Raw genomic sequence first — 26,028 nt, forward strand, 5'->3', positions numbered from 1 at the left:
CCGTCACCGTGCCGTACGGCCTTCTCATCCTTCTCTTATGGCGGGCTTATCCCCTCATCACGCGCCGTACCTAGCGTGCGGCCATGTTCTTCACCTACCTGAGGCGCGAACTGCGCCGCCGCAGAAAAGCGGCCCTCGTCGTCGCCTCCGGACTCGCTCTCGGCATCGCCCTGGTCATCGTCGTCAGCTCGGTCTCCTCGGGGATGGAGAAGGCGCAGGGCAAGGTCCTCCAGTCGCTCTACGGGCTGGGCACGGACATGACGGTCACCAAGGCCGCGGCGGCCCAGGCCGACAGCGGCCGCCCGCGCTTCCAGTTCGACGCCCGCTCCGACGACTCCGACGAGGAGCAGAGCAGCGACCGCGTCCTGGTGCAGGGCTTCCAGACCCTGTCCGCGAAGACCGTCGGCAAGGTCGCCGCGCAGGACGGCGTCTCGGACGCCGTCGGCGGTCTGAGCCTCCAAGTCGTCAAGGTCAGCGGCCAGTTCAAGCGCGGCGAGTTCAAGCAGGATCAGAGCGCCGGCGGCGAGCAGGGGGCGAAGCCCGCGCCGCAGGGCCGGGTGGAGGGCGGCGGCGCCGAGTTCGACGTCAACAGCTACTCCGTCTACGGCACCGACGTCACCGAGCCCGCCCTCGGCCCGCTGACCTCCTCGAAGATCACCAGCGGACGCACCTTCAAGACCTCCGAGACCGACGCGAAGGTGGTCGTCGCCGACGCCTCCTACGCGAAGCAGAAGAAGCTCGCGCTCGGTGACACCGTCACCGTCAAGGGCGTCAAGTACAAGGTCATCGGCATCGCGACGCCGGACAGCGGGGACGCGGCGGCGAACCTGTACCTCCCGCTCCGGCAGGCCCAGAAGCTGAGCGACTCGGCGGACAAGGTCACCACGATCTACGTCAAGGCGTCCGACTCGCAGCGGATCGACGCCGTCAAGAGCACGATCCAGAAGAACATCTCCGGTACCACCGTCACCACCTCCGCCGACCTCGCCGACACCGTCTCCGGGTCCCTGTCGACCGCGTCCGACCTCGCCTCCAGCGTCGGCAAGTGGCTGTCCGTCGTGGTGCTCGTGGCCGCCTTCCTGGTGGCCGGCCTGCTCACCTCCTCGGCCGTGTCCCGCCGCGTCCGCGAGTTCGGCACCCTCAAGGCGCTCGGCTGGAGGTCCGGCCGGGTGACCCGCCAGGTCGTCGGCGAGGCCGTGGTGAACGGCCTGGTCGGCGGCGTGCTCGGCATCGCCCTCGGGCTCGCGGGCGCCTACGCCGTCACCGCCGTCAGCCCCACGCTCCAGGCCCAGGTGGGTGGTTCGGGCGGCGGCCCCGGCGGCCCCGGCGGCATGGTGGGCCCGGCCCGGCAGACCGCGTCCAAGGCCCTCGACGTCGCCCTCACCGCACCGGTCAGTCCCGGCACCATCGCGCTGGCGGTCGCGCTCGCCGTCACCGGCGGCCTCGTCGCGGGCGCCTTCGGCGGCTGGCGCGCCTCCCGGCTGCGCCCCGCCGACGCCCTGCGCCGGGTCGAGTAGCCCCGCCGCGCCGGCGCCCATCAGCCCTACCCATCACAGGAGTTGGACCATGTACGAACTCAGAGGCGTCACCAAGCGCTATCAGCGGGGCAAGGAGGGTGTCGGCGCGCTCGCCGGGATCGACCTCACCATCGCGGACGGCGACCGCCTCGTCATCCAGGGCCCCACCGGCGGCGGCAAGTCCACCCTGCTGCAGATGCTCGGCGGACTCGACCGGCCGACCGCGGGCAGCGTCGAGCTCGACGGCACCGACCTCGCGAAGCTGTCGGAGGCCAGGCTGACCCGGGTGCGCAGCGAGAACATCGGCTTCGTCTTCCAGAGCTTCAACCTCATCCCGACGCTCACCGCCCAGGAGAACGTCGAGACCGCCCTCGTACCGATGCGGCTCAAGGCGAGGGAGCGGCGGCAACGGGCCGCCGAGGCACTGGAGTCGGTGGGGCTGGCCGAGCGGCTCGGACACCTGCCCGCCGAGCTGTCCGGCGGCCAGCAGCAGCGCGTCGCCATCGCCCGCGCGCTGGTGAAGCGGCCGAAGGTGCTGCTCGCCGACGAACCCACCGGCAACCTCGACGAGTCCATGCGCGACGAGATCATGGACGTGCTGGAGACCATGTGGAAGGAGCACGGGCTGACGTTCATCATGGTCACGCACGACTCCGCGATCGCGAGGAAGGCCCAGCGGGTCGCGACGATCCGCAAGGGCAGGATCACCGTCAAGGAGAACGCGGCGGCCTGAGCACACGTCCGGTGACGAGGAGCGGCACGTTCATGTCCCTTTCGGGCGGTGAACGGAAGGAAGACGTCAACTCTTCACCCTCGTCACACTATTGAGCGGCTGATCACCCCCCGGGCATACTGCGGTCACCGGGGGGTGCACGTACGGACGTACGAAACTGCCCCCGGCCGGGTGAAAGGGGAATTTCACCCGGAAATCACTCAGGGGGAGACTTGCGCAGACAAGTGAAAAAAGCATGCGCGGCCACGATCGCCACGGCGGCCGCGGTGGCACTGGCGGCGGGTATGACCAGCCCGGCGTCGGCGGCCAGGGCCGAGGCCGCGAACAGCCCGGCGGGGGGCGCCCTCACGGCCAAGCACCGCATCACGCTCGTCACCGGTGACCGTGTCGTCGTCGGTGCCAAGGGCCGTGTCGTCGGGTTCGAGCCCGCCAAGGGACGCGAGCACCTGCCCGTGCAGGTGCGCAAGGCCGACGGGCACACCCTCGTCATACCGGCCGACGCACAGCGCCTGATAGCCACCGGCAAGCTGGACCAGCGGCTCTTCGACGTCACCGAGCTGAACACGTCCGCGAACCGCAAGGCCCAGAAGCAGGGCCTCAAAGTGATCGTCGGCTACCGTGGCGCCGCCACCGCCGCGAAGGCGGACGTCCGGGACGCGGGGGACACCGAGGTCCGCCGGACCCTGAAGACCCTGAACGCGGACGCGGTGCTGACGCCGAAGCAGGACGCGGGCCGGCTGTGGACCGCGGTCACCGACGAGGGCTCGGCCGCCTCCGGCATCGCCCACGTCTGGCTGGACGGCGTCCGCAAGGCCAGCCTCGACAAGTCCGTGCCGCAGATCGGCGCCCCCAAGGCGTGGGCGGCGGGCTACGACGGCAAGGGCGTCAAGATCGCCGTCCTGGACACCGGTGTCGACGCGAGCCACCCGGACCTCGAGGACCAGGTGGTGGAGTCCAAGAACTTCTCCACCGCGGCCGACGCCACCGACCACTACGGCCACGGCACGCACGTCGCGTCCATCGCCGCGGGCACGGGCGCGAAGTCGAACGGCAAGTTCAAGGGTGTCGCGCCCGGCGCGAAGATCCTCAACGGCAAGGTGCTCAACGACACCGGCTACGGCGAGGACTCCGAGATCCTCGCCGGCATGGAGTGGGCGGCCGCGCAGGGCGCCGACGTCGTCAACCTCAGCCTCGGCGGCGGGGACACCCCGGAGATCGACCCGCTGGAGGCCGAGGTCGACAAGCTCTCCGCCGAGAAGGGCATCCTGTTCGCCATCGCCGCCGGCAACGACGGCGAGTTCGGCGAGCAGACCGTCGGCTCCCCGGGCAGCGCGGCCGCCGCGCTCACCGTCGGCGCCGTCGACGACAGCGACAAGCTGGCCTCCTTCTCCAGCCGCGGCCCCGGCCTCGACGGCGCGATCAAGCCCGACGTCACCGCGCCCGGCGTGAACATCACGGCCGCCGCGGCCCCCGGCAGCGTCATCGACAAGGAGGTCGGCCAGAACCCGGCCGGCTACCTGAGCATCTCGGGTACGTCGATGGCGACCCCGCACGTCGCGGGCGCCGCCGCCATCCTGAAGCAGCAGCACCCCGACTGGACGTACACCGAGCTGAAGGGCGCGCTGACCGGCTCCGCCAAGGGCGGCAAGTACACGCCGTTCCAGCAGGGTTCGGGCCGCATCCAGGTCGACAAGGCCATCAAGCAGTCCGTGATCGCCGACCCGGTGTCGGCGGCCTTCGGCGTCCAGCAGTGGCCCCACGCAGACGACACCCCGGTCACCAAGCAGATCACCTACCACAACCTCGGCACGGCCGCCGTCACGCTGAACCTCACGGTGGCCGGCACCAACCCCAAGGGCCAGGCGGCTCCCGCCGGCTTCTTCACCCTCGGCGCGAAGACGGTCACCGTCCCGGCCGGCGGCAAGGCGTCCGTCGGACTCACGGCCGACACCAGGCTGGGCGGCACCACGGACGGCGCCTACTCCGCGTACGTCACCGCGAGCGGCGGCGGGCAGAGCGTCCGCACGGCGGCCGCGGTGCAGCGCGAGGTGGAGTCGTACACGGTCACGCTCAAGCACATCGGCCGCGACGGCACGCCGGCGGTGAACTACGACACGGGCCTGACCGGCGTCTCGGGCCTCGCCAAGGAGATGCGGTTCTCGCCCTACGACGCCTCCGGCACGGTCGAGGTGCGCGTCCCCAAGGGCGGCTACATCCTCAACTCCGCGCTTTTCGTGGACCCGGAGGACTTCGCCAAGGGCGCCGACTGGATCGCCCAGCCCAAGCTGAACATCGCCAAGGACACGACGATCACGCTGGACGCGCGGACCACCAGGCCGGTGGACATCACGGTGCCGGACGCGGCGGCCAAGTCGGCCTTCGCGTCACCGGACTTCACGCTGGAGACGGCGAACGCCAGCTACTCGTACGGCTGGTGGCTGGACTCGTACGCGAACTTCCGTACCGCCCACCTCGGTCCGCAGATCACCGACGGTTCGCTCTCCCAGCAGTGGGACGCGCACTGGACCAAGGGTGACGACGAGGAGTACGACACCACCACGGCCGCCAAGGTCAAGCAGGTGGCCACCGGCTACACCAAGCACTACAAGGCGAGCGAACTGGCCTCGGTGAAGATCGGTCTCGGTGCCTCCTCCAGCGGCAAGAAGGGCGCCGTCACGGCGTTCGGCTGGCTGCCCGGCAGCTTCGGCGGCTCCGCCATCGGCATCCAGCAGACCCTGCCCGGCACCCGGACGCTGCACCTGTCCACCACCGGCGGGGTGAAGTGGAGCATCGACTTCGAGCAGATCGCCGGGATCGACGAGGACGGCTGGCCGGTCAGCGACGCGTTCTACACCCTCGGCAACGCGCAGGGCTTCACCGGCGGCAAGAGCTACGAGAAGACCTTCAACACGGCCGTCTTCGGTCCGCGTATCGGCGGGTCCTACGGCCTGTTCCGCGAGGGCAACGAGATCTCCGGCTACCTGCCGCTGTTCGCCGACGGCAAGACGCACTCCGGCTCGTCCGTGTTCACCTCGGCCGCCACGACGCTGTACCGCAACGGCACCAAGGTGGGCTCGAACGAGGACCCGCTCTTCGGTGACGGGGCGTTCAAGGTCCCGGCGGGCGAGGCCGAGTACAAGCTGACCACGTCGGTCAAGCGCAGCGTGAAGGTCGCCGCGGCCTCCACCCGGATCGACGCCAGCTGGACGTTCCGGTCCAAGAAGGTCGACAGCGCGAAGCTGCCCGCCTCCACGGTCCGCTTCAACGCCGCCACCGGACTGGACAGCCGCGTCGAGGCCGGCAAGAAGGCGTCGGTACCGGTCACCGTGCAGGGCGCGGCGGCCGGCGGCAACCTCAGGTCGCTGTACGTGTACGTCTCGTACGACTACGGCCAGACCTGGACCCGGCTCACCGTGAAGAACGGCAAGGTCGAGGTGACCAACCCGGAGAAGGGCAAGGGCATCTCGTTCCACGCCAAGATCACCGACAAGAAGGGCAACAAGTCGACGATCTCGATCTACAACGCGTACTACGGGAAGTGATCCGGAACCGTCCGGCGGGGTCCGCGTGACCCGCCGGACGGGCCCGGTCCCGGCCTCCGCCGGGCGCCGGCCGTTTTTCGCCCAGCGCTGATACGCGCGACGGCCCGTCGGAAGCCGAGCTTCCGCGGGCCGTCCGTGTTTGTGTGGGGGCATGACCGTATCGACCGTGGAGTACATCCGGTACCGGATCCCCGAGCACCAGTCGGCCGAGTTCCTGGCCGCCTACACCCGGGCCGCCGCCCAGCTCGCGGCGGCCCCGCAGTGCGTCGACTACGAACTGGCCCGCTGCGAGGAGGACTTCGAGCACTTCGTGCTGCGGATCACCTGGACCTCGACCGAGGACCACCTGGAGGGCTTCCGGGAATCGGAGCTGTTCACGGACTTCCTCGCCGAGATCCGCCCCTACGTCGGCGACATCGAGGAGATGCGCCACTACAAGCCGACGACCGTGCGCGGCACCGGCGCGGCCGTGCCGACCCTCTACTCCTGGGCGGGCGGCGCCGAGGCCTTCGCCCGGCTCACCGAGGCGTTCTACGAGAAGGTGCTCAAGGACGACGTCCTCGCCCCCGTCTTCGCCGGCCTCGCGCCCGAGCACGCCGCCCACGTCGCGCTCTGGCTCGGCGAGGTCTTCGGCGGGCCCACGGCCTACTCCGAGACACAGGGCGGACACGGCCACATGGTCGCCAAGCACCTCGGCAAGGGCATCACCGAGCCCCAGCGCCGCCGCTGGGTCAACCTCCTCCAGGACGCGGCCGACGACGCCGGCCTCCCCACCGACCCCGAGTTCCGCTCCGCCTTCGTCGCCTACGCGGAGTGGGGCACCCGCCTCGCCGTCCACTTCTCCGGCCCGGACGCGGCCCCACCGGCGGAGCAGCCCGTCCCCAAGTGGACGTGGGGGGCGGCGCCGCCGTATCGGGGGTAGAGCGGGCGGCGGGCACGGGAAGCCGTGTCGCTGCGGCTGCGCTGCGGCAGCGGGCTTGGTCGAGGGCGGGGGAGCGGTGCCGGGCCCGGACCCGGGGCCCATCACCGGGGTGGGTCCGAGGCGAGCCGCAGGACGCGCCGCCGCCCTACCGCGGGACCGGGGCCCCTACTGCGGGGTCGCCGCCCCGGCGCGCGTCGCGTCCGTGCCCCACGACGCCAGCAGCCGCAGGGCGTCCGCCGAGGCGGACCCCGGCTCGGCGTGGTACGTGACCAGCGCCTGCTCGCCGTCGTCCGGCAGCCGGAACGTCTCGAAGGACAGCGTCAGCGGGCCCACCAGCGGATGGTGCAGCCGCTTCACCCCGTGACTCTTCTCCTTGACGTCGTGCGTCGCCCAGAGCCGCCGGAACTCCTCGCTCTTCACCGACAGTTCGCCCACCAGGGCGGACAGCCGGGGGTCGTCGGGATGGCAGCCCGCGTCCATGCGCAGGAAGCTGACGACGTCGCTCGCCTTCTGCTCCCAGTCCACGAACAGCTCCCGGTACTCCGGCTTCAGGAACACCAGCCGCGCCCAGTTCCGCTCCTGCGGCGGCAGCTCCGCCCAGTCGCCGAAGACGGCCGCGGCCATCCGGTTCCAGACGAGGACGTCGGCACGCCGGCCGGTGAGGTACGCGGGCGTGCCGTCCAGCGTGTCCAGCAGCTGCCGCAGCGCCCCGCGCACCTGCTGCGGCCGGGCCGTCTGCTTCTTCTTGTGCTGCTTGGGCTTGGCGAGGTGCGTCAGATGGGCGTGCTCGGCGTCGGACAGCCGCAGCGCGCGGGCGATGGCGTCCAGGACCTCCGCGGAGACGTTGCGCCCGTTCCCCTGCTCCAGGCGCGTGTAGTACGCCACGGACACCCCGGCGAGCTGGGACAGCTCCTCGCGGCGCAGTCCGGGCACCCGGCGGTGCCGGCCGAAGTCCGGCAGCCCCACGTCCTCCGGCTTGAGCCGGGCGCGGCGGGTGCGCAGGAACTCGCTGAGCTCGGCACGCCGGTCCAGCGACTGCCCCGCGTCCCCGGCGGGCTCATGGGAGGCCTGTTCGTCCATGCGTCCAGTATTCACGGTCGTACGCCCAGGAACCTGACCCCGTCAGTAGTAGGACCACTGTACGTAGGCAGAGCTGTGACCTGGGTGAATGCGGAACGAGGGGGCACGCTGGTCGACGTGCCCGGTCAGCAGACGGCCGGGTGCGACAGACTTCCTAGGAGAACCCACGGCATGACCACTGTTGCTGCGTACGCCGCCCCCGCCGCCAAGGCTCCGCTGGAGCGCACGACCATCGAGCGACGTGAGGTCGGCGAGTTCGACGTCCTGATCGAGATCAAGTTCGCGGGCATCTGCCACTCGGACATCCACCAGGCCCGTGAGGGCTGGGGCGAGGCCATCTTCCCGATGGTGCCGGGTCACGAGATCGCGGGCATCGTCACCGAGGTCGGCTCCGGTGTCAGCAAGTTCGCCGTCGGCGACCGCGTGGGGGTCGGCTGCATGGTCGACTCCTGCCGCGAGTGCGACAACTGCAAGGCCGGCCTGGAGCAGTACTGCTCCAAGGGCATGACCGGCACGTACAACGCCGTCGACAAGAACGGTGAGCCCACCTACGGCGGCTACTCCACCCACATCGTCGTCGACGAGAACTACACCGTCCGCATCCCCGAGGGCCTGGCCCTCGACGAGGCCGCGCCGCTGCTCTGCGCCGGCGTCACCACGTACTCCCCGCTGAAGCACTGGAACGCGGGCCCCGGCAAGAAGGTCGCCGTCCTCGGCATGGGCGGTCTCGGCCACATGGCCGTCAAGATCGCGCACGCGCTCGGCGCCGAGGTGACGGTGCTCTCCCAGTCGCTCCGCAAGAAGGACGACGGGCTGAAGCTGGGCGCCTCGCACTACTACGCCACCAGCGACCCGAAGACCTTCGAGGAGCTGCGCGGCACGTTCGACCTGATCCTGTCCACCGTCTCGGCGCCGCTCGACCTGGACGCCTACCTGTCCCTCCTCAAGGCGGACGGCGCCTTCGTGAACGTGGGCGCGCCCGAGGAGCCCGTCGCGCTCAACCTGTTCTCCGTGATCGGCGGTCGCAAGACCCTCGCCGGGTCGGCCATCGGCGGCATCCGGGAGACCCAGGAGATGCTCGACTTCTGCGCCGAGCACGGCTTCGGCGCCGAGATCGAACTGATCAGCGCGTCCGAGATCAACGATGCCTACGAGCGCGTCCTGGCCAGCGACGTCCGCTACCGCTTCGTGATCGACACCGCCACCATCTAGTCCTCCCAAGGGGGACCACCCGCCAAGGGCGCCCACTGGACCACACGTCCGGGGGCGCCCTCGGCGCTTTCGGGCACAGGCGAGTGGGCCGGCCCGGGTCGCGGAGCGCCCTTTGACGACGCACCCCCGTCTGTACAGCCCGACTCCTCCGAGGCGCTGCGCAGTGCGGTGCCGTCTCACTGGCGTGGGGCTATGACGACGGTTGACGCGTGGCCGGACTTCCCCGAAGGGCTCGATCCGAAGAGCGTGTCGTACCGGGAGGCCCGGTGCACCTGGCACGGCAGCCCTTGCGCCGAGCCGCCCGTGAAGGTCGTGCGCACCCGGGACGGGGCGCGGTGGGCGGCGTGCGCACTGGCCGTGCGCACGCTCGCCGAACGGCGGGGGTCGGGCTGACCGACCGGCCCGCTCCGGTCGTTCGCGGCGCGACGTCTCACGGGCCGTCCGCCGACATGTACCCCTGCGCGTCGCTCCCCAGTGAACGGAGCCGGTCAGCAGATGCCCGATGTCGCCGTGGCCACCGGCGGGACGCCGCTCATCCGTCCGCCCGGGCCACCCCGACCGGGCAGGAGACCCCCGTCCCGCCGATTCCGCAGTACCCCGCCGGGTTCTTGTCCAGGTACTGCTGGTGGTACGGCTCCGCCGGGTAGAAGGGGCGGCCCTCCGCCGGGAGGAGTTCCGTGGTGATCGTGCCGTGGCCCGCCGCGGTCAGCACCTTCTGGTACGCCTCGCGCGACGCCGCCGCGGTCGCCGCCTGGGCCGGCGTGCGGGTGTGCAGGGCGGAGCGGTACTGGGTGCCCACGTCGTTGCCCTGACGGAAGCCCTGGGTCGGATCGTGCGACTCCCAGAAGACCCGCAGAAGCTCCTCGTACGTGATCCGCGCGGGGTCGTGGACCACCCGGACCGCCTCCGTGTGACCGGTCAGGCCCGAGCAGACCTCCTCGTACGCGGGGTGCTCGGTGTAGCCGCCCTGGTAGCCGACCAGGGTCGTGTACACACCGGGCAGTCTCCAGAACGCGCGCTCGGCGCCCCAGAAGCAGCCCAGGGCGAAGTCGGCGACCTCCAGCCCTTCCGAATAGGGGCCGGCGAGCGGCGTCCCGAGCACGGTGTGCCGGGCGGGGACGGCGAACATCGGCTCGGGGCGGCCCGTCAGCGCCTGTTCGCGCGTGGGCAGCCTGGGCGTACGGCCGTACTGGAACACGCGGTCTCCACGGGGTCGCAGGGATGGGTCCACGCACGTCAACCGAGCCGCCCGGTCGGGCATTCCGCCGATCCGTGCGGGCCGCTCATCCGTGCCCGGGAGTCGGCCGGACCGGCGTCACCCCGCCCCCGCCCCGGTCCTGGTCCCGGTCCCGCGTCACTGCGGCAGCGTCGCCGGGTTTCCGCCGTTCGCCTCGTACCCCGCCACGGCCAGGGCGCGGTAGACCGCGTAGTCCGCCGCCGGGTCGGACGTCAGGCTCCAGGGGAGGGCGCCGACGTGCCCGTCGATGTGGACCAGCTGGTTCATCGCCTCGGACCAGCGCTCACCGCGGACCAGGAAGAAGACCAGGAGGTGGCGGACGTGCGCCAGCATCGGGTCGTCCGGGCGGGCCGCGTGCACCGCGAACAGCGCGCCGTGCACGGCCTTCGTCACGACCTCGCTCTGGTAGAAGCTGCTGACCAGGTTCACCTCGGGCAGGTGCTCGAAGACGGCGAAGAGGGGCAGCGCGGCCAGCAGCGAACCCCGGGGGGCGCGGGTCGCGGCGGCCTCCGCGAACGAGTACGCCACCTCGCGCGAGCCGTGCCACTTCTCGCACCAGTAGTGCAGGGCCGCCAGGTGCGCGCCCAGGTGGGCCGGCGCCCGGTCCAGGATCTTGAGCCAGAGCTGCTCGAACCCGGCCCGGTCGTAGGCCAGTCCACGGGCCACGGAGAGCTCGATGATGTACGGGATCGGGTCACCGGGGGCCAGCAGCGCCGCGTCACCGCACGCCGCCCGGGCCTCCTCCATGATGATCCGGAACTCGTCCGTCCCCGGCGTCGACGTCCGCCACGCCTGCTGCACCAGGAACTCGGCGTGCACGGCCGCGCCGCCCGCGTCCTTCGGCGCCTCGGTCCGCCACACGCGCAGCCACTGACCGCCCGGCACGTCGCTGACGCCGCCCGGTCGCCGCTGGAGCTCCAGCGAGGCCGCGCCGGCGAACGCCTGCACCCGCTGCCAGCGGCGCTCGCCGTCCGCTTCCGTGCCCGCCAGGAGCTGCGAGGCGGCCCGGTAGTCCTGGGTGCGCTGCACCAGGTCCAGGACGTCGACGAGGTCGCCGTCCGGGCCCGGCATGCGGATGTCCAGCTCCTCCTGGCGGACGAAGCCGTAGTTCGCCGGGTCCGCGGCGTCCGGGTCGCCGGGCGCGACCTGCTGAATACCGGCCCGCCGGCGCAGGACGAGGGGCCAGAGGACCATCCCCATCATCAGCGCCGCCATCAGGACCCAGAGAATCTCCATGCCTCAAGCGAACCAGACGGGTCCGACAATTGGCGAACCCGGTCGGCCCGATACCCGCCGGGGGCCTCCCGGGGGCCTCTCGGGCGCCCCGGAGCGGCGCCGATCCGCCCCCGTCCGCGCCCGTCCGCACGCTCCGGCGGGCCGCGTGCCGTCATCGGCGCCGCGGGAGCACTACCCTCGGTGCCCATGAGCGACAGGCACATCAGTCAGCACTTCGAGACTCTGGCGATCCACGCGGGCAACACCGCCGATCCCCTCACCGGCGCGGTCGTCCCGCCGATCTACCAGGTCTCGACCTACAAGCAGGACGGCGTCGGCGGGCTGCGCGGCGGCTACGAGTACAGCCGCAGCGCCAACCCGACGAGGACCGCCCTGGAAGAGAACCTCGCCGCCCTGGAGGGCGGGCGCCGGGGGCTCGCGTTCGCGTCCGGACTGGCTGCCGAGGACTGCCTGCTGCGTACGCTGCTCAGCCCCGGCGACCACGTGGTGATCCCGAACGACGCCTACGGCGGCACGTTCCGTCTCTTCGCGAAGGTCGTCTCCCGCTGGGGCGTGGAGTGGTCGGTCGCGGACACCAGCGACCCCGCGGCGGTACGGGCCGCGCTCACCCCGAAGACCAAGGCGATCTGGGTGGAGACGCCGTCCAACCCGCTGCTCGGCATCACCGACATCGCGGCGGTCGCCCAGGTCGCGCGTGAGGCGGGCGCCCGCCTCGTCGTGGACAACACCTTCGCGACCCCCTACCTCCAGCAGCCGCTCGCGCTCGGCGCGGACGTCGTCGTGCACTCCCTGACCAAGTACATGGGCGGCCACTCGGACGTCGTCGGCGGCGCCCTGGTCACCGGTGACGCGGAACTCGGCGAGGAGCTGGCGTACCACCAGAACGCGATGGGCGCGGTCGCCGGGCCCTTCGACTCCTGGCTGGTGCTGCGCGGCACCAAGACGCTGTCCGTGCGCATGGACCGGCACAGCGAGAACGCCGGCAGGGTCGCCGAGATGCTCACGCGGCACGCGCGCGTGACGAGCGTGCTGTACCCGGGTCTGCCGGAGCACCCCGGTCACGAGGTCGCCGCCAAGCAGATGCGGGCGTTCGGCGGCATGATCTCCTTCCGCGTCGAGGGCGGCGAGGAGGCGGCCGTCGAGGTCTGCAACCGCGCCAAGGTGTTCACGCTCGGCGAGTCCCTGGGCGGCGTCGAGTCCCTGATCGAGCACCCGGGGCGCATGACGCACGCCTCCACGGCCGGCTCGCTCCTGGAGGTGCCCGCCGACCTGGTGCGCCTGTCCGTGGGCATCGAGAACGTCGACGACCTGCTCCAGGACCTCCAGCAGGCCCTCGGCTAGCCGGCGCTCACCAGCCGGTGAGGGGTGGGGTCGTGTCGGACGGCGGCTCCACCCAGGGGCGCGCCGCCGACGCCCACACGACGAAGGCGACGGCCGCCGCGAACAGCAGCAGCCACAGCAGCCGACGGGCGGCGGTGCGGCGGCGCAGCATCCGCCCGCCGCGCCGTACGACCGCCGGGTACAGGTCGGGCGGCACCTGCGGCGGGTCCTGCTCCAGCATCCGCCGTACGGCGGCCTCCCGTTCGGGCTGGTTCACGACGGGGCCACCTCCGCCAGGGCCGGTGCCGGTCCGCGGGGCGGATGCAGCAGGGTCGTCATCGCCCGGGCGCAGATGGCGCGGACGCGTTCGGGGGGCAGGCCGAGCAGCGCCGCCGTCTGTTCCTCGGCGACTCCCTCGTACAGGCGCAGGACCAGGATCAGCCGTTCCTGGGGGGTGAGCCGCGCCAGGACGCTGCCGGGGTCGGGGCGGGCCCGGCCGAGGCCGCCGTACTGGTGCCAGGCCGCGTGCGCGAAGCGGACGGCCAGCTCCTGGCGGGCGCGGTCGTAGGGGTCCTCGCCGCGGAGCCGGTCCCAGGAGGCGTACGTGTGGGCCAGGGCCTGGGTCAGCAGGCGCCGCGCGCGCGGGTTGGCGTCCGGTGTCTCGGCCGTGAGCAGCGTGGCGGCATGCAGCAGCCGCCCTGCCGCGCCCGCGACGAACGCCTCGAACTCCCGGGCGCGGCGAGCGCTCTGGAACGCCCGCCGTTCTCGCACCGCGCCTCCCGCCTGAGGGTGACCCGGAGGGGTCCGGGGGACCTGAAGGGAACGGTGGTCCCGGCCGTGCACGGCGTACCGGACCGTGTACGGCGGGGCCCGCTCTCATATGAGGCCAGGCCCGGCCTCCCGGTCAAGAGGCGGGCGTACATGCGCGTACGCACGCGCGTGCGTACCGGGCGCGCGCGTGCGTGAGGGAGGGGAAGAGGTGGCCGGTCGGGCCCGGGAGTGCTGCGGACGGTCCGCGGCCGGTCGGCGTGCGGAAACGGACGGTGCGCGGCGGGCGGGCCGGAAGGCCGGGGTGCCGGTCAGGAAGTCGACGGGGGCTCCGTCGCCGGGCCGCCCTGTGCGGCCTGGCGGGCGGACAGCGCGCCGTTGAAGCGCGTGAGGAGCGTGCAGAACGCGTCGCGCTCCTCCGGCGCCCAGTCGTGTGTCAGCTCGGCCATCAACTGACGCCGCGACGAGCGCACTTCCTCCAGGCGGGACTGCCCGCGCGGGGAGAGCTGGAGTACGACGGCGCGCCCGTCCTCGGGGTGCGAGGTGCGCTTGACGAGGCCGGTGTCGACGAGCGGTGCGACCTGACGGGTGACCGTCGAGGAGTCGATGCCCATGCTCGCGGCGAGCGCCTTGACGCCCATCGGGCCTTCCTTGTCCAGCCGGTTGAGCAGCAGGTACGCGGCGCGGTCCATGGAGTTGCGCACCTGTCCCACCCCGCCGAGCCGGGTCTGTTCCGCGCGGCGCGCGAACACCGCCACCTCGTGCTGCAGCGTGTCGAGAAGACCGGTGTCACCGACGGTCGTCATGTCCATCGACATTTCAGGTGTTGTGGGCATGGCCGGGGGCTCAATTCATGCGTGGGGTCCTGGGTTGGGGGACAGGGTACGCGGCCGGGGCGCGGGCCGTACCGGCGCTGGGCAATCCAGTCTCGCCCGGTGGTCACACGAGGAGGGGCGGGCTGTGAACTGCGAGACTGGTGGTCATGAGCTACAGGACGGCTGACTCCTTGCCGACGGTGACCCTGGACGACGTGCGCGGGGCGCAGAAGATGCTCTCCGGCGTGTCGCGGATGACCGCGATGGAGGGCAGCAGGCACCTGTCCCAGCTGGTCGGCGCGCCGGTGCACCTCAAGTGCGAGAACCTCCAGCGGACCGGCTCCTTCAAGCTGCGCGGCGCCTACGTGCGGATCGCGGGTCTGCTGCCCGAGGAGCGGGCCGCCGGGGTCGTCGCGGCGAGCGCCGGCAACCACGCGCAGGGTGTCGCCCTCGCCTCCTCGCTGCTCGGGGTGCGCTCGACCGTGTTCATGCCGTCGGGCGCGCCGCTGCCGAAGGTCGCGGCCACCCGCGAGTACGGCGCCGAGGTGAGGCTGCACGGTCAGGTGGTCGACGAGACGCTGGCCGCCGCCCAGGAGTACGCGGCCGAGACGGGCGCGGTGTTCATCCACCCGTTCGACCACCCCGACATCATCGCCGGGCAGGGCACGGTCGGCCTGGAGATCCTGGAGCAGTGCCCGGAGGTCCGCACGATCGTCGTCGGGATGGGGGGCGGCGGCCTGGTGGCGGGGATCGCGACGGCGGTGAAGGCGCTGCGTCCGGACGTGCGGGTGGTCGGTGTGCAGGCGGCGGGCGCCGCGGCGTATCCGCCCTCGCTGGCGGCGGGGCGCCCGATGGCGATCGAGAACCCGGCGACGATGGCGGACGGCATCAGGGTCGGGCGGCCGGGCGACGTGCCGTTCCGGATCGTCCACGACCTGGTGGACGACGTGCGCACGGTCTCGGAGAACCATCTGTCGAGCGCGCTGCTGCTGTGCCTGGAGCGGGCGAAGCTGGTCGTCGAACCGGCGGGCGCCAGTCCCGTCGCCGCGCTGCTGAGCGAGCCGGGGAGTTTCGAGGGGCCGGTGGTGGCGGTGCTGTCCGGCGGGAACGTGGACCCGCTGCTGATCCAGCGCATCCTGCGGCACGGCATGGCCGCGGCGGGCCGCTACCTGGCCGTCACGCTGCGGCTGACGGACCGGCCCGGCGCCCTGGCGACGCTTCTGGGGGTGTTGTCAGTGGCCGACGCTAATGTCCTGGACGTGAGCCACGTCCGGACCGATCCGCGGCTCGGGCTCACGGAGGTGGAGGTCGAGCTGCACCTGGAGACGAAGGGGCCCGAGCACTGCGCCGAGGTCAACAGGGCGCTGCGTACGGCGGGTTACACGGTCATCGACTGAGACCGGCCGTTCGCCGTGACGGGCCGGACAAATCTGTTGAGAGACGCGATACATCGCGATACCGTGTGTTCCTCGCCACACCCGTGCCCTCGCGAAAAGGGCGGCGTTCCCCCGTCCGGGCGGCGCTCCGTCCCTCGCGCGGCGCACACCACGCAAACCTAGGATCTTTTCCGCAGGACTTCTCCAACTTTTTGGGAGACCTCACATGCCAGGCGCCATCTATGCCGAAGGCCTGGTGAAGACCTTCGGTGACGTAAGGGCTCTGGACGGCGTCGATCTCGATGTCCCCGAGGGCACCGTGCTGGGCCTGCTCGGGCCGAACGGCGCGGGCAAGACCACTGCCGTCCGCTGTCTCACCACCCTGCTGCGGCCCGACAGCGGCCGGGCGGTCGTCGCGGGCATCGACGTCCTCAAGCACCCCGACGCGGTACGCCGCTCGGTCGGGCTCTCCGGGCAGTTCGCCGCGGTCGACGAGTACCTGACGGGCCGCGAGAACCTCCAGATGGTCGGCCAGCTCTACCAGATGCGGGCGAAGGCGGCCAAGGTGCGGGCGGCCGAGCTGCTGGAGCAGTTCCACCTGACGGAAGCGGCCGACCGCCCCGCGAAGACGTACTCGGGCGGTATGCGCCGCCGGCTCGACCTGGCCGCCGCGCTGGTCGTCTCGCCGCCCGTGATGTTCATGGACGAGCCGACCACCGGCCTCGACCCGCGCAACCGCCAGCAGCTCTGGGAGGTCATCAAGCAGCTCGTCTCCGGCGGCACGACGCTGCTGCTGACCACGCAGTACCTGGAGGAGGCCGACCACCTCGCCCACGACATCTGCGTCGTCGACCAGGGCCGCGTCATCGCCCGCGGCACCTCCGACCAGCTCAAGGCGCAGACCGGCGGCGAGCGCGTCGAGGTCGTCGTGCACGACCGGGAGCACATCGCGACCGCCTCCGAGGTGCTGTTCGGCTTCGGCAAGGGGGAGACCAAGGTCGAGGAGCACACCCGCAAGCTCACCGTCCCGGTGTCCGGCGGCGCCAAGCTCCTCGCCGAGGTGATCCGCGAGCTGGACGCCCGCGGCATCGAGATCGACGACATCGGACTGCGCCGCCCGACCCTGGACGACGTCTTCATCTCGCTCACCGGTCACCTCGCCGAGGAGCGAGACGACGAGGGGGCGGGGTCGGGGTCGGAGGCAGCAGCCGGGCCCGGGGCCGGGGACGCCAAGAGCCGCAAGCACCCGAAGGAGACCGCCAAGTGAGCGCCGCCACCGACACCGTGCAGATCTCGGCCCCGGGCAACGCCCTGACCCAGTCCGTGCGGGACTCCCTCGTCATCGCCAAGCGCAATCTGATCCGGATGTCCCGCATCCCGGAGATGGTGATCTTCGGGCTCATCCAGCCGGTCATGTTCGTCGTGCTGTTCTCGTACGTGTTCGGCGGCTCCATGCAGATCGGCGGCAGCACCAGCGCCACCGACTACCGGAACTTCCTGATGGCCGGCATCTTCGCGCAGACCGTCACCTTCGCCACCGCGGGCGCCGGCGCGGGCATCGCGGACGACATGCACAAGGGCCTCATCGACCGGTTCCGCTCCCTGCCCATGGCGCGCGGAGCGGTGCTCACCGGGCGCACGCTGGCCGACCTCGTCCAGACCTCCCTGACCCTGCTGGTCCTCGCCGTCGTCGCCCTGCTGGTCGGCTGGCGCGTGGGATCGGACGGCGACACCAACGCCGCCAAGGTGCTCGGCGCCTTCGGACTGCTGCTCCTGTCCGGCTACGCCTTCACCTGGATCGGCGCCCTGATCGGCCTCTCCGTGCGGACCCCCGAGGCGGCCACCTCGGGCGGCCTGATCTGGCTCTTCCCGGTCACGTTCATCTCGAACGCGTTCGTGGACTCCTCGAACATGACGCCCTGGCTGCGCCACATCGCGGAGTGGAACCCGTTCAGCGCCACCGTCCAGGCCTGTCGCGTGCTGTTCGCCAACCCCGGCCAGTCGCAGTCGGACGCCTGGCCGATGCAGCACTCCGTCTGGGCCTCGGTGATCTACTCCGTCCTGATCATCCTGATCTTCCGCACGCTCGCCGTCCGCAAGTACCGGTCCGCCACGGCCTGACACCGGCACGACGAAGCCACGGCCTGACACCGCACGACGAAGCCCCCGGCGCACGGACGCCGGGGGCTTCGCAGAAACCGTGTCGTGGGGCTCAGCCCTGGTACGGCTGCGCCTTAAGGATCTTCACCGAGGCGAGCTTGCCGTTCGGCAGCTCGTACTCGGCGTCGTCGCCGACCTTCTTGCCGTTCACGCCGGAGCCGAGCGGGGACTGCGGCGAGTACGTCTCGATGTCCGAGCTCGCGTACTCGCGGGAGGCGAGCAGGAACGTCAGGGTGTCGTCCTCGTCACCGTCGAAGGCGATGGTCACGACCATGCCGGGCGCCACCGCACCGTCCGCCGCGGGGGCCTCCCCGACCTTGGCGTTCTCCAGGAGCTGGGTCAGCTGGCGCACTCGGAGCTCCTGCTTGCCCTGCTCCTCCTTGGCCGCGTGGTACCCGCCGTTCTCGCGCAGGTCCCCCTCCTCGCGCGCTGCCGCGATCTTGGCGGCGATCTCCGTGCGCGCAGGACCAGACAGGTACTCCAGCTCGGCCTTGAGCTGGTTGTACGCCTCCTGGGTCAGCCAGGTGACGTTCTCGCTGGTCTGGGTCACAGGTGCTCCTCGTAGGTACTGGGAAGACAAAGCATCGCCCTACCCAAAAGAATGTTCCTTCTCGGGTGGGCGAAACCACGAGCCTAACAATTCAGCGGCCGAAGGGGGAGGACATAAGGCATGAGAATTACGTCCACGCAGGTCAGCGACGAGCCGGCGCGTGCGGGGCGACCGTGTCGCGCGCCGTTCGCCGCGCGCCCTCCCGGGACGCACCGCATACGCCGAAATCAGTCGGCGTGGCAGCCCAGCAGCTCGGCGGTGGTGCCGCGCGCCGTCGTCCGCAGCGTGACGACCTTGTCGACCCGCGAGGAGCGCTGGTCGAAGCGGAAGTCCGCGCGGCCCACCTCGGCGCCGTCGCGGGCCTGCGAGCGCACCGTGCAGTAGCCGCTCACGCCCGTGTCCTTGCGGACCTCCAGATGCACCTCGACCGCCTCGTCCGAGACGGCGCTGAAGGCGATCACCTCACCGCTGATCCTGCTCCCGCCCACGTAGTAGTAGGCGAAGTAACCCACGAGGGCGAGCAGCGCGACGCCCAGCACGGCGCCGATGACCTTGAGCCTGCGGTCGGCGCGCTCGTCCGCGGAGCGGCCGTACCGGCCCTCGGGCAGCTGCGTGCTCGCCGTGGTCATGGTCGTCCTCTCGCAGGGGCCGGGGCGGAAGTCCCGGCGGGGCCTCCCGGGGCCGGGCCGCGGAATTTTTCGCCCCCTCGTTCCGTCACTATAGAAGCCGCCCATCGCGCCGAATCACGCCGGGCGCCGACCGCCGACCCACCGAGGCGACAGCCGACCGACTGAGGATTGAGTCTTGACTGACCAGCTGCGACTGATGGCCGTCCACGCCCACCCCGACGACGAGTCGAGCAAGGGCGCGGCCACCATGGCGAAGTACGTGTCCGAAGGGGTGGACGTGCTGGTCGTGACCTGCACGGGCGGGGAGCGCGGCTCCATCCTCAACCCGAAGTTGCAGGGAGACACGTACATCGAGGAGCACATCCACGAGGTACGCAAGAAGGAGATGGACGAGGCCCGCGAGATCCTCGGCATCAAGCAGGAGTGGCTCGGCTTCGTCGACTCCGGGCTGCCCGAGGGCGACCCGCTGCCCCCGCTGCCCGACGGCTGCTTCGCGCTGGAGGACGTCGACAAGGCGGCCGGCGAGCTGGTGCGGCAGATCCGCTCGTTCCGTCCCCAGGTGATCACCACCTACGACGAGAACGGCGGCTACCCCCACCCCGACCACATCATGACCCACAAGATCTCGATGGTGGCGTTCGAGGGCGCGGCGGACACCGAGAAGTACCCGGAGTCGGAGTTCGGCCCGGCCTTCCAGCCGCAGAAGCTGTACTACAACCAGGGCTTCAACCGCCCGCGCACCGAGGCGCTGCACCAGGCGATGCTCGACCGCGGCCTGGAGTCGCCGTACGGGGACTGGCTGAAGCGCTGGTCGGAGTTCGAGCGCGTCGAGCGCACGCTGACCACGCACATCCCCTGCGCCGAGTTCTTCGAGATCCGCGACAAGGCGCTGATCGCGCACGCCACGCAGATCGACCCCGACGGCGGCTGGTTCAAGGTCCCCATGGAGCTCCAGAAGGCGGTCTGGCCGACCGAGGAGTACGAGCTCGCCAAGTCCCTCGTCGATACCTCCCTCCCCGAGGACGACCTCTTTGCGGGCATCCGCGACAATGCCTGACATGAGCGCAAGCGCAAGCCTGGCAATGACGAACCTCGTCTCCCTCGCCAAGGAGGTCGACGAGAACAAGGTCACCCCCGGCGTCCTCGGTTTCATCGTGTTCGCGGTGATGGCCCTGGCCGTCTGGGGCCTGATGAAGTCGATGAACCGCCACATGCGGAAGGTCGACTTCGAGGACCCGGAGCAGGACGGGGTCCCGGCCGACCGGAAGACCCCGGGAGCCTCCGCCCCCAAGCCCCAGCAGGGCTGAGTCGTCCGCCCGCCCCGCGAGGGGCCGCGGCGGACGCGGCCGTGCCCGTGACGGCCCCGCTCAGCCGCGGGCCGTCACCGGCACGCCCATGACCTCGCGGGCGTGCCGGTCCGGGACCATGCCCAGACGCCACGCCTGCCAGCCCGCCTCCAGGTCGACCCCGCGCTCCAGCAGCAACTGGTACGCCTCGACGTAGTCGTCCAGCTTGCCGTCCCGGGCCGGATGCGAGGAGCGGGACAGCCGGGCCAGCTCCTCCTGGGCCACCGCCGTACCGATCTCCGAGCCGCCGGCCGCCGCGTAGGGCAGCAGCGTGCAGCGCAGGAAACGCGCCCAGTCCTCGCCGCGGCGGTCGCCGTACGACGTGAACAGGCCGATCGCCTCGTCGCACAGCGACAGCGCCTGCGGGGAGCGGGCGTTGCCGGCGTCCACCACCGCCAGCTCCAGACACGTCCACGCCTCGCCGTGGGCGACCCCGATGCGCTGGAAGTCCGCGCGGGCGTCGACGAGGAGCTGACGGGCGAAACCCGAGTTGCGCAGGGAACCCGTCCGGGCGGCCCGCTGGTCGCGCGTCACCCGCGCCGAATGGTGCCGGGCACAGGCCAGCCCGTACACGTCCCGCATCCGCGAGAACATCGTGCGGGACCGCTCCAGCTCACGCACCGCCTGATCCAGGTCGCCCGTCTCCTCCAGCGCCTGGCCCAGGTAGTACACCGTCCACGCCTCGCCGCGCGCGTCCTCGCTGTCCCGGTGCCGCGACACCGCCTGACGCAGACCGTCCACCGCGGTCGAGGCATCACCGTCGACGAGCCGCGCCCGCGCCAGCTGGGTCAGCGCCCACGCCTCACCCCGGCCGTCCCGCGTACGGACGTACAGATCGAGCGCCTCACGCAGCTCGCGGTCCGCCCGCGCCACGTCGCCCATCCGCAGGGCCAGCTGCCCCAGCTGGAAGTGCGCCCACGCCTCACCGTGCACCGACTCGCTCCCGCGGTGCAGGACCAGGGCCTCCGTGAGCAGGCCGAGCGCCGCGCCCAGCCGGGCCCGGTCGCGTTCCACCGCGGCCAGGGCGTGCATCGTCCAGGCGCGGTCGGCGGCCAGCTCCGGCGCCGCCTGAAGATCCATGGCCTCCTGAAGCCGCGCCGCCGCCTCCGCCAGGTTGCCCTGGTGGTGCAGCGTGATCCCCAGAGAGCACAGCGCCCGCGCGGCGCCCGCGTCGTGATGCGCCTCGAAGTAGAGGTCGACCACCGAGGACAGCGTCGTACGGGCCTTGTCCAGCTCGCCGAGCTGGCGGGCCGCGATGCCCGTCCGCCACTGCACCGAGCGGACCAGCAGCCCCTGGTCCACCGCCTGGGTCAGCTCGCTGATCTCACCCAGGCGGTACAGGTCCCCGCGCAGCAGGCAGTAGTCGCACAGAGCGCCCAGCAGATTGAGCACGGCCGCCTGGTCCACACCCTCCGCGTGGCGCAGCGCCGCCGTGATGAAACTCGACTCGTCGTCCAGCCAGCGCAGCGCCGCGTCGAGCGAGGTGAAGCCGTGCGGGCCGACCGCGCTCGACTGGAACGCCGAGTCCGCGCGCGTCGACGTCTTCCCGTCGACCAGACGGATCACCGAGTCCGCCAGCTCTCCGTAGTTCACGATCAGCCGCTCCTGCGCCGCCGTCCGCTCGGCCGGCTCCTCCTCGTCCAGCAGCCGCGCCTGCGCGAAGCCGCGAACGACGTCGTGCAGCCGGTAGCGGCTGCCGCGCACGTGGAGGATCAGACCCGCGCGGGCGAGCGCCGCCAGCTGACGGGCCGCCTCCTCCTCGTCCGTCGCCAGCAGCGAGGCCGCGGCCGCCGCCCCCAGCGAGGCCCGCCCGGCCAGCGCCAGCCGCCGCAGCAGGCGCCGCGCGGTGTCCGACTGGTCCGTGTAGCGCAGCCACAGGGCCCGCTCGACCGGCTCCACGGGACCGTACGCCCCCAGGTCCACCGCGAGGCGACGGGGCGTGCGCGGGCCCAGCGAGGAGCCCGCGATGCGCAGCGCCAGCGGCAGGCCGCCGCACAACTCCCGGACCCGGTCGCACGCGTCCGCGTCGTACGGACCCGAGGCGTCCTGCGCCGCGGCGTTCAGCAGCTCCTCGGCGGCACCCGCGCCCAGCGCCTCCAGCGGGAGGTGGTGCACCCAGGCCGCCAGGTCCGCCGGAAGCTCCAGGGGAGTGCGGGCGGTGACCAGCACCAGGCTCTCCGACCGCTCCGGAACCAGCATGCGGACCTGCTCGGCATCCGAGGCGTCGTCCAGCACGATGGTCACCGGCAGCCCCGTCAGATGCTGGTGGTACAGCTCACCCAGCCGCCTGACCTGCTGGTCCTGCGAGGAACGCTCCCGGAACAGCAGCTGCTCGCGCGGCGCCCCCAGCCGGTTCAGCAGATGCAGCAGCGCGTCCCGGGTCGACAGCGGCGGCTCCTCCGGACTGTCGCCGCGCAGATCCACCACGCACGCACCCCGGAACTGGTCCCGCAGCTCGTGCGCCGCCCGCACCGCGAGGGTGCTGCGGCCCGACCCCGCCGCGCCGTGCAGCACGACCACCGTCGGCTTGGTCTCCGTGCTCGCGCGGGCCGCGTGCACCCACTGCGCGACCCGGGCCAGCTCCGGCCTCCGCCCGGTGAACACCGGGTCCAGCTCCGGAAGCTGCCCGAACGACTGCTCCAGGACGCTGCGCCTGCGGGCCGCGGCGCTCTTGTCCGTACGGCGCAACTGGGGTGCGCCCGTCTTCGCGCCCGCCGACGCGTTGAGCACCCGCTGCTGGTCGAGGAAGGGACGGATGCCGCGTACCTCCAGGGCCGTCAGCCACTGCAGGCGCAGCTGCTCCGGGCCGCCCGGCTGGCTCAGGGCGCCCGCGCGGCGACTCGCCGCCGGCAGGTGCGAGGCGGACACCTTCGCCATGGTGGTCGCCGCCCCGGCCGCCCCGGCCACCGCACCGGCGCCCAGCGCCGTCCCCGCGCCGGTGCCCAGGGCCAGGTCGGCGACGCAGGCCGCGAGCGCGGCGACGCCCGCCACCAGCACGGCGGTGCCGGCACCCTCGCGCGCGTAACGCTGCCCGAACGTCAGCTCGCCCGCCGCCGCCTCGTCGAGAGCGCGGGTGTACGCCCCGTACTCCTCCGCCGCGGCCTGCGCCATGGCGTCCAGGCCGCCCCGCGCGCGCGACAGCAGCACGGCCCCGTCGGCGCGCCCGCCCGAGCGACGCACCTCCTCCTCCACGGCCCGGGCCAACAGCCGCTCGGCCTCCGCCCGATGGCTGTCCCGCATCTCGTGTCCCCCTCCGGCGCAACTCCCCTTGGTCTGAGTGTCCTTGGTGCGGGCCCCGAGCGACAGAGGCCCGCGATCATTGGCCCGGCCCGGCGCCGCGGCGCCGGGAGGCCGGACCGTGCCGACGGGGAGGCCCCGGCCGGGGCACGCCGGGTGAAGCGGCGCTTCCTCCTCGCTGGGGGCACCGTGGGAGAGTGGAAGGGTGAACCGACTGGCCCATGAGACGTCCCCGTATCTGCTCCAGCACGCCGACAACCCCGTCGACTGGTGGCCCTGGTCGGCCGAGGCCTTCGACGAGGCGCGCAGACGTGATGTGCCCGTCCTGCTCAGCGTGGGATACAGCAGCTGCCACTGGTGTCACGTCATGGCGCACGAGTCCTTCGAGGACGAGGCGACGGCCGCGTACCTGAACGAGCACTTCGTGAGCGTGAAGGTGGACCGCGAGGAGCGGCCCGACGTCGACGCCGTCTACATGGAGGCCGTGCAGGCCGCCACCGGACAGGGCGGCTGGCCCATGACGGTCTTCCTGACGCCCGACGCCGAGCCCTTCTACTTCGGCACCTACTTCCCGCCCGAGCCGCGCCACGGGATGCCTTCCTTCCGCCAGGTGCTCGAAGGCGTCGGCAGCGCCTGGACCGACCGCCGCGACGAGGTCGCCGACGTGGCGGGCAAGATCGTGCGGGACCTCGCGGGCCGCGAGCTGAACTACGGCGGTGCCGAGGTGCCGGGTGAGGAGGAGCTGGCCGGGGCGCTGCTCGGGCTCACCCGGGAGTACGACGAACAGCGCGGCGGCTTCGGCGGGGCGCCCAAGTTCCCGCCGTCCATGGTGATCGAGTTCCTGCTGCGCCACCACGCCCGCACCGGCTCGGAGGGCGCCCTGCAGATGGCGCGGGACACCTGCGAGCGCATGGCGCGCGGCGGGATCTACGACCAGCTCGGCGGCGGCTTCGCCCGCTACTCCGTCGACCGGGACTGGACGATTCCGCATTTCGAAAAGATGCTCTATGACAACGCCCTGCTGTGCCGCGTCTACGCGCATCTGTGGCGTGCCACCGGGTCGGACCTCGCTCGCCGGGTCGCGCTGGAGACCGCGGACTTCATGGTCCGCGAACTGCGCACCGCCGAGGGCGGTTTCGCCTCCGCGCTCGATGCCGACAGTGACGACGGGACCGGCCGGCACGTCGAGGGCGCGTACTACGTGTGGACGCCCGGGCAGCTGCGCGAGGTGCTCGGGGACGACGCCGAACTCGCCGCCCGGCACTTCGGCGTGACCGAGGAGGGCACCTTCGAGGAGGGTGCCTCGGTGCTGCAACTCCCGCAGCGGGAGGGCGTGCCGGACGCGGGGAGGATCGCCTCGGTGCGGGAGCGGCTCCTCGCCGCCCGCGGGGAGCGGCCGGCTCCGGGCCGGGACGACAAGGTGGTCGCCGCCTGGAACGGCCTGGCCGTCGCCGCGCTCGCGGAGACCGGCGCCTACTTCGGGCGTCCGGACCTGGTGGAGGCCGCTATCGGCGCCGCCGACCTGCTCGTCCGCGTCCACCTGGACGACCGCGCCCGCCTGGCCCGTACCAGCAAGGACGGCCGGGCCGGTGCGCACGCCGGGGTGCTGGAGGACTACGCGGACGTCGCCGAGGGCTTCCTCGCGCTCGCGTCGGTCACGGGGGAGGGGGTCTGGCTGGAGTTCGCGGGGTTCCTGCTCGACCACGTCCTCGCGCAGTTCACCGACGCCGAGTCGGGAGCGCTCTACGACACGGCGGCGGACGCGGAACAGCTCATCCGCCGCCCGCAGGACCCCACCGACAACGCCACTCCCTCCGGCTGGAGCGCGGCGGCCGGTGCCCTGCTGTCGTACGCGGCCCAGACCGGTGCCGAGCCTCACCGCACCGCGGCGGAGCGGGCGTTGGGCGTGGTGAAGGTACTGGGTCCGCGCGCGCCGCGGTTCGTGGGCTGGGGGCTCTCGGTGGCCGAGGCGCTCCTGGACGGGCCGCGCGAGGTGGCGGTCGTCGGTCCGGCGGACGCGGAGGCCACGAGGGCCCTGCACCGTACGGCACTTCTGGGGACGGCGCCGGGGGCGGTGGTCGCGGTGGGCGTTCCGGGCGGTGACGAGCTGCCGTTGCTGGCGGACCGGCCGCTGCTCGGCGGGGAGCCGGCCGCGTACGTCTGCCGCAACTTCACGTGTGACGCGCCGACTTCGGACGTCGAGCGGCTCCGGGAGTCGCTGGGGGGTGTGGTTTCCGGCTGAATCGGGCGCGTCTGGTCGGGAACAGTCCGTCGTGGGCCGATAGGTGTAGTTGGCCGATAGGCGTGACGAAACACTCCCTTTATCTGGACAGCGCCCGGATTTCACA

At 72.0% G+C, this 26,028-nt stretch carries 22 protein-coding genes; 13 read left to right on the forward strand and 9 right to left on the reverse strand.

Going from position 1 to position 26,028, the window contains the following annotated elements; translation table 11 throughout:
- Positions 1 to 83: 83 nt before the first annotated feature.
- The 4 genes from ACWGIS_RS11805 to ACWGIS_RS11820 all read left to right on the forward strand — a co-directional run bounded on the left by ACWGIS_RS11805 (position 84) and on the right by ACWGIS_RS11820 (position 6,714).
- Entirely contained in the window at positions 84 to 1,517 is a 1,434-nt protein-coding gene (locus tag ACWGIS_RS11805; RefSeq protein ID WP_453362238.1) for an ABC transporter permease, read from the forward strand.
- Positions 1,518 to 1,566: 49 nt separating this feature from the next.
- Positions 1,567 to 2,250 (forward strand): ABC transporter ATP-binding protein, encoded by a 684-nt coding sequence (locus ACWGIS_RS11810; protein ID WP_453362239.1) that lies wholly within the window; start codon positions 1,567 to 1,569, stop codon positions 2,248 to 2,250.
- Between the two features lie 224 nt (positions 2,251 to 2,474).
- Positions 2,475 to 5,792, forward strand: a complete 3,318-nt coding sequence (locus tag ACWGIS_RS11815; protein ID WP_453362240.1) for a S8 family peptidase — start codon at positions 2,475 to 2,477, stop codon at positions 5,790 to 5,792.
- A gap of 151 nt (positions 5,793 to 5,943) precedes the next feature.
- Positions 5,944 to 6,714, forward strand: a complete 771-nt coding sequence (locus tag ACWGIS_RS11820) for a globin domain-containing protein (RefSeq protein WP_453362241.1) — start codon at positions 5,944 to 5,946, stop codon at positions 6,712 to 6,714.
- Positions 6,715 to 6,879: 165 nt separating this feature from the next.
- On the opposite strand, the gene ACWGIS_RS11825 is transcribed toward ACWGIS_RS11820, so the two are convergent.
- Positions 6,880 to 7,794 (reverse strand): helix-turn-helix domain-containing protein, encoded by a 915-nt coding sequence (locus ACWGIS_RS11825; RefSeq protein ID WP_453362242.1) that lies wholly within the window; start codon positions 7,792 to 7,794, stop codon positions 6,880 to 6,882.
- 171 nt (positions 7,795 to 7,965) lie between these two features.
- Here ACWGIS_RS11825 and ACWGIS_RS11830 point away from each other — a divergent pair, with 171 nt between their 5' ends.
- The gene (locus ACWGIS_RS11830; protein WP_453362243.1) at positions 7,966 to 9,006 is read left to right on the forward strand and encodes an NAD(P)-dependent alcohol dehydrogenase; all 1,041 of its coding nucleotides are present in this window, start codon (positions 7,966 to 7,968) and stop codon (positions 9,004 to 9,006) included.
- Positions 9,007 to 9,198: 192 nt separating this feature from the next.
- The gene (locus ACWGIS_RS11835) at positions 9,199 to 9,399 is read left to right on the forward strand and encodes a hypothetical protein (RefSeq protein ID WP_453362244.1); all 201 of its coding nucleotides are present in this window, start codon (positions 9,199 to 9,201) and stop codon (positions 9,397 to 9,399) included.
- Positions 9,400 to 9,538: 139 nt separating this feature from the next.
- Here the strand turns inward: ACWGIS_RS11835 and msrA are convergent, their stop codons facing one another.
- Both msrA and ACWGIS_RS11845 read right to left on the reverse strand, forming a co-directional pair.
- Positions 9,539 to 10,204: a peptide-methionine (S)-S-oxide reductase MsrA gene (msrA, locus tag ACWGIS_RS11840; protein ID WP_453362245.1), complete on the reverse strand. Its 666-nt coding sequence runs from the start codon at positions 10,202 to 10,204 to the stop codon at positions 9,539 to 9,541.
- 156 nt (positions 10,205 to 10,360) lie between these two features.
- On the reverse strand, positions 10,361 to 11,479 hold the full coding sequence (locus ACWGIS_RS11845) for a hypothetical protein (RefSeq protein WP_453362246.1): 1,119 nt from the start codon (positions 11,477 to 11,479) through the stop codon (positions 10,361 to 10,363).
- A 186-nt stretch (positions 11,480 to 11,665) separates the two neighbouring features.
- On the opposite strand from ACWGIS_RS11845, the gene ACWGIS_RS11850 reads away from it, so the two are divergent.
- A complete protein-coding gene (locus ACWGIS_RS11850) occupies positions 11,666 to 12,820 on the forward strand; it encodes a cystathionine gamma-synthase (protein WP_453362247.1) in 1,155 nt (384 codons plus the stop codon).
- A gap of 7 nt (positions 12,821 to 12,827) precedes the next feature.
- Here ACWGIS_RS11850 and ACWGIS_RS11855 read toward each other — a convergent pair whose 3' ends face one another.
- The 3 genes from ACWGIS_RS11855 to ACWGIS_RS11865 all read right to left on the reverse strand — a co-directional run bounded on the left by ACWGIS_RS11855 (position 12,828) and on the right by ACWGIS_RS11865 (position 14,385).
- The gene (locus ACWGIS_RS11855) at positions 12,828 to 13,076 is read right to left on the reverse strand and encodes a hypothetical protein (RefSeq protein WP_453362248.1); all 249 of its coding nucleotides are present in this window, start codon (positions 13,074 to 13,076) and stop codon (positions 12,828 to 12,830) included.
- A complete protein-coding gene (locus ACWGIS_RS11860; protein WP_453362249.1) occupies positions 13,073 to 13,570 on the reverse strand; it encodes a sigma factor-like helix-turn-helix DNA-binding protein in 498 nt (165 codons plus the stop codon). Before ACWGIS_RS11860 ends, ACWGIS_RS11855 begins: the two co-directional genes overlap by 4 nt.
- Before the next feature lie 308 nt (positions 13,571 to 13,878).
- A complete protein-coding gene (locus tag ACWGIS_RS11865) occupies positions 13,879 to 14,385 on the reverse strand; it encodes a MarR family winged helix-turn-helix transcriptional regulator (RefSeq protein WP_453362250.1) in 507 nt (168 codons plus the stop codon).
- 164 nt (positions 14,386 to 14,549) lie between these two features.
- Between ACWGIS_RS11865 and ilvA the strand changes: the two genes are divergently transcribed.
- From ilvA to ACWGIS_RS11880, 3 genes are all read left to right on the forward strand, one after another.
- Complete coding sequence (ilvA, locus tag ACWGIS_RS11870; protein ID WP_453362251.1) at positions 14,550 to 15,779, forward strand: threonine ammonia-lyase; 1,230 nt, start codon at positions 14,550 to 14,552, stop codon at positions 15,777 to 15,779.
- A 205-nt stretch (positions 15,780 to 15,984) separates the two neighbouring features.
- Entirely contained in the window at positions 15,985 to 17,025 is a 1,041-nt protein-coding gene (locus ACWGIS_RS11875; protein WP_453362252.1) for an ATP-binding cassette domain-containing protein, read from the forward strand.
- The gene (locus tag ACWGIS_RS11880; RefSeq protein WP_453362253.1) at positions 17,022 to 17,879 is read left to right on the forward strand and encodes an ABC transporter permease; all 858 of its coding nucleotides are present in this window, start codon (positions 17,022 to 17,024) and stop codon (positions 17,877 to 17,879) included. Before ACWGIS_RS11875 ends, ACWGIS_RS11880 begins: the two co-directional genes overlap by 4 nt.
- 91 nt (positions 17,880 to 17,970) lie before the next feature.
- Here ACWGIS_RS11880 and greA read toward each other — a convergent pair whose 3' ends face one another.
- Positions 17,971 to 18,468 (reverse strand): transcription elongation factor GreA, encoded by a 498-nt coding sequence (gene greA / locus ACWGIS_RS11885; protein WP_402380308.1) that lies wholly within the window; start codon positions 18,466 to 18,468, stop codon positions 17,971 to 17,973.
- Between the two features lie 227 nt (positions 18,469 to 18,695).
- The gene (locus tag ACWGIS_RS11890; protein WP_453362254.1) at positions 18,696 to 19,097 is read right to left on the reverse strand and encodes a DUF4307 domain-containing protein; all 402 of its coding nucleotides are present in this window, start codon (positions 19,095 to 19,097) and stop codon (positions 18,696 to 18,698) included.
- Between the two features lie 196 nt (positions 19,098 to 19,293).
- Between ACWGIS_RS11890 and mca the strand changes: the two genes are divergently transcribed.
- Positions 19,294 to 20,154: a mycothiol conjugate amidase Mca gene (gene mca, locus ACWGIS_RS11895; protein ID WP_453362370.1), complete on the forward strand. Its 861-nt coding sequence runs from the start codon at positions 19,294 to 19,296 to the stop codon at positions 20,152 to 20,154.
- Complete coding sequence (locus ACWGIS_RS11900) at positions 20,147 to 20,404, forward strand: hypothetical protein (RefSeq protein WP_453362255.1); 258 nt, start codon at positions 20,147 to 20,149, stop codon at positions 20,402 to 20,404. Before mca ends, ACWGIS_RS11900 begins: the two co-directional genes overlap by 8 nt.
- Positions 20,405 to 20,464: 60 nt before the next feature.
- On the opposite strand, the gene ACWGIS_RS11905 is transcribed toward ACWGIS_RS11900, so the two are convergent.
- The gene (locus tag ACWGIS_RS11905; protein WP_453362256.1) at positions 20,465 to 23,683 is read right to left on the reverse strand and encodes a tetratricopeptide repeat protein; all 3,219 of its coding nucleotides are present in this window, start codon (positions 23,681 to 23,683) and stop codon (positions 20,465 to 20,467) included.
- A gap of 202 nt (positions 23,684 to 23,885) precedes the next feature.
- Between ACWGIS_RS11905 and ACWGIS_RS11910 the strand changes: the two genes are divergently transcribed.
- Positions 23,886 to 25,922 (forward strand): thioredoxin domain-containing protein, encoded by a 2,037-nt coding sequence (locus ACWGIS_RS11910; RefSeq protein ID WP_453362257.1) that lies wholly within the window; start codon positions 23,886 to 23,888, stop codon positions 25,920 to 25,922.
- The last annotated feature ends 106 nt before the right edge of the window (positions 25,923 to 26,028 follow it).

The sequence above is a fragment of the Streptomyces sp. NPDC054842 genome (genome assembly GCF_053611025.1).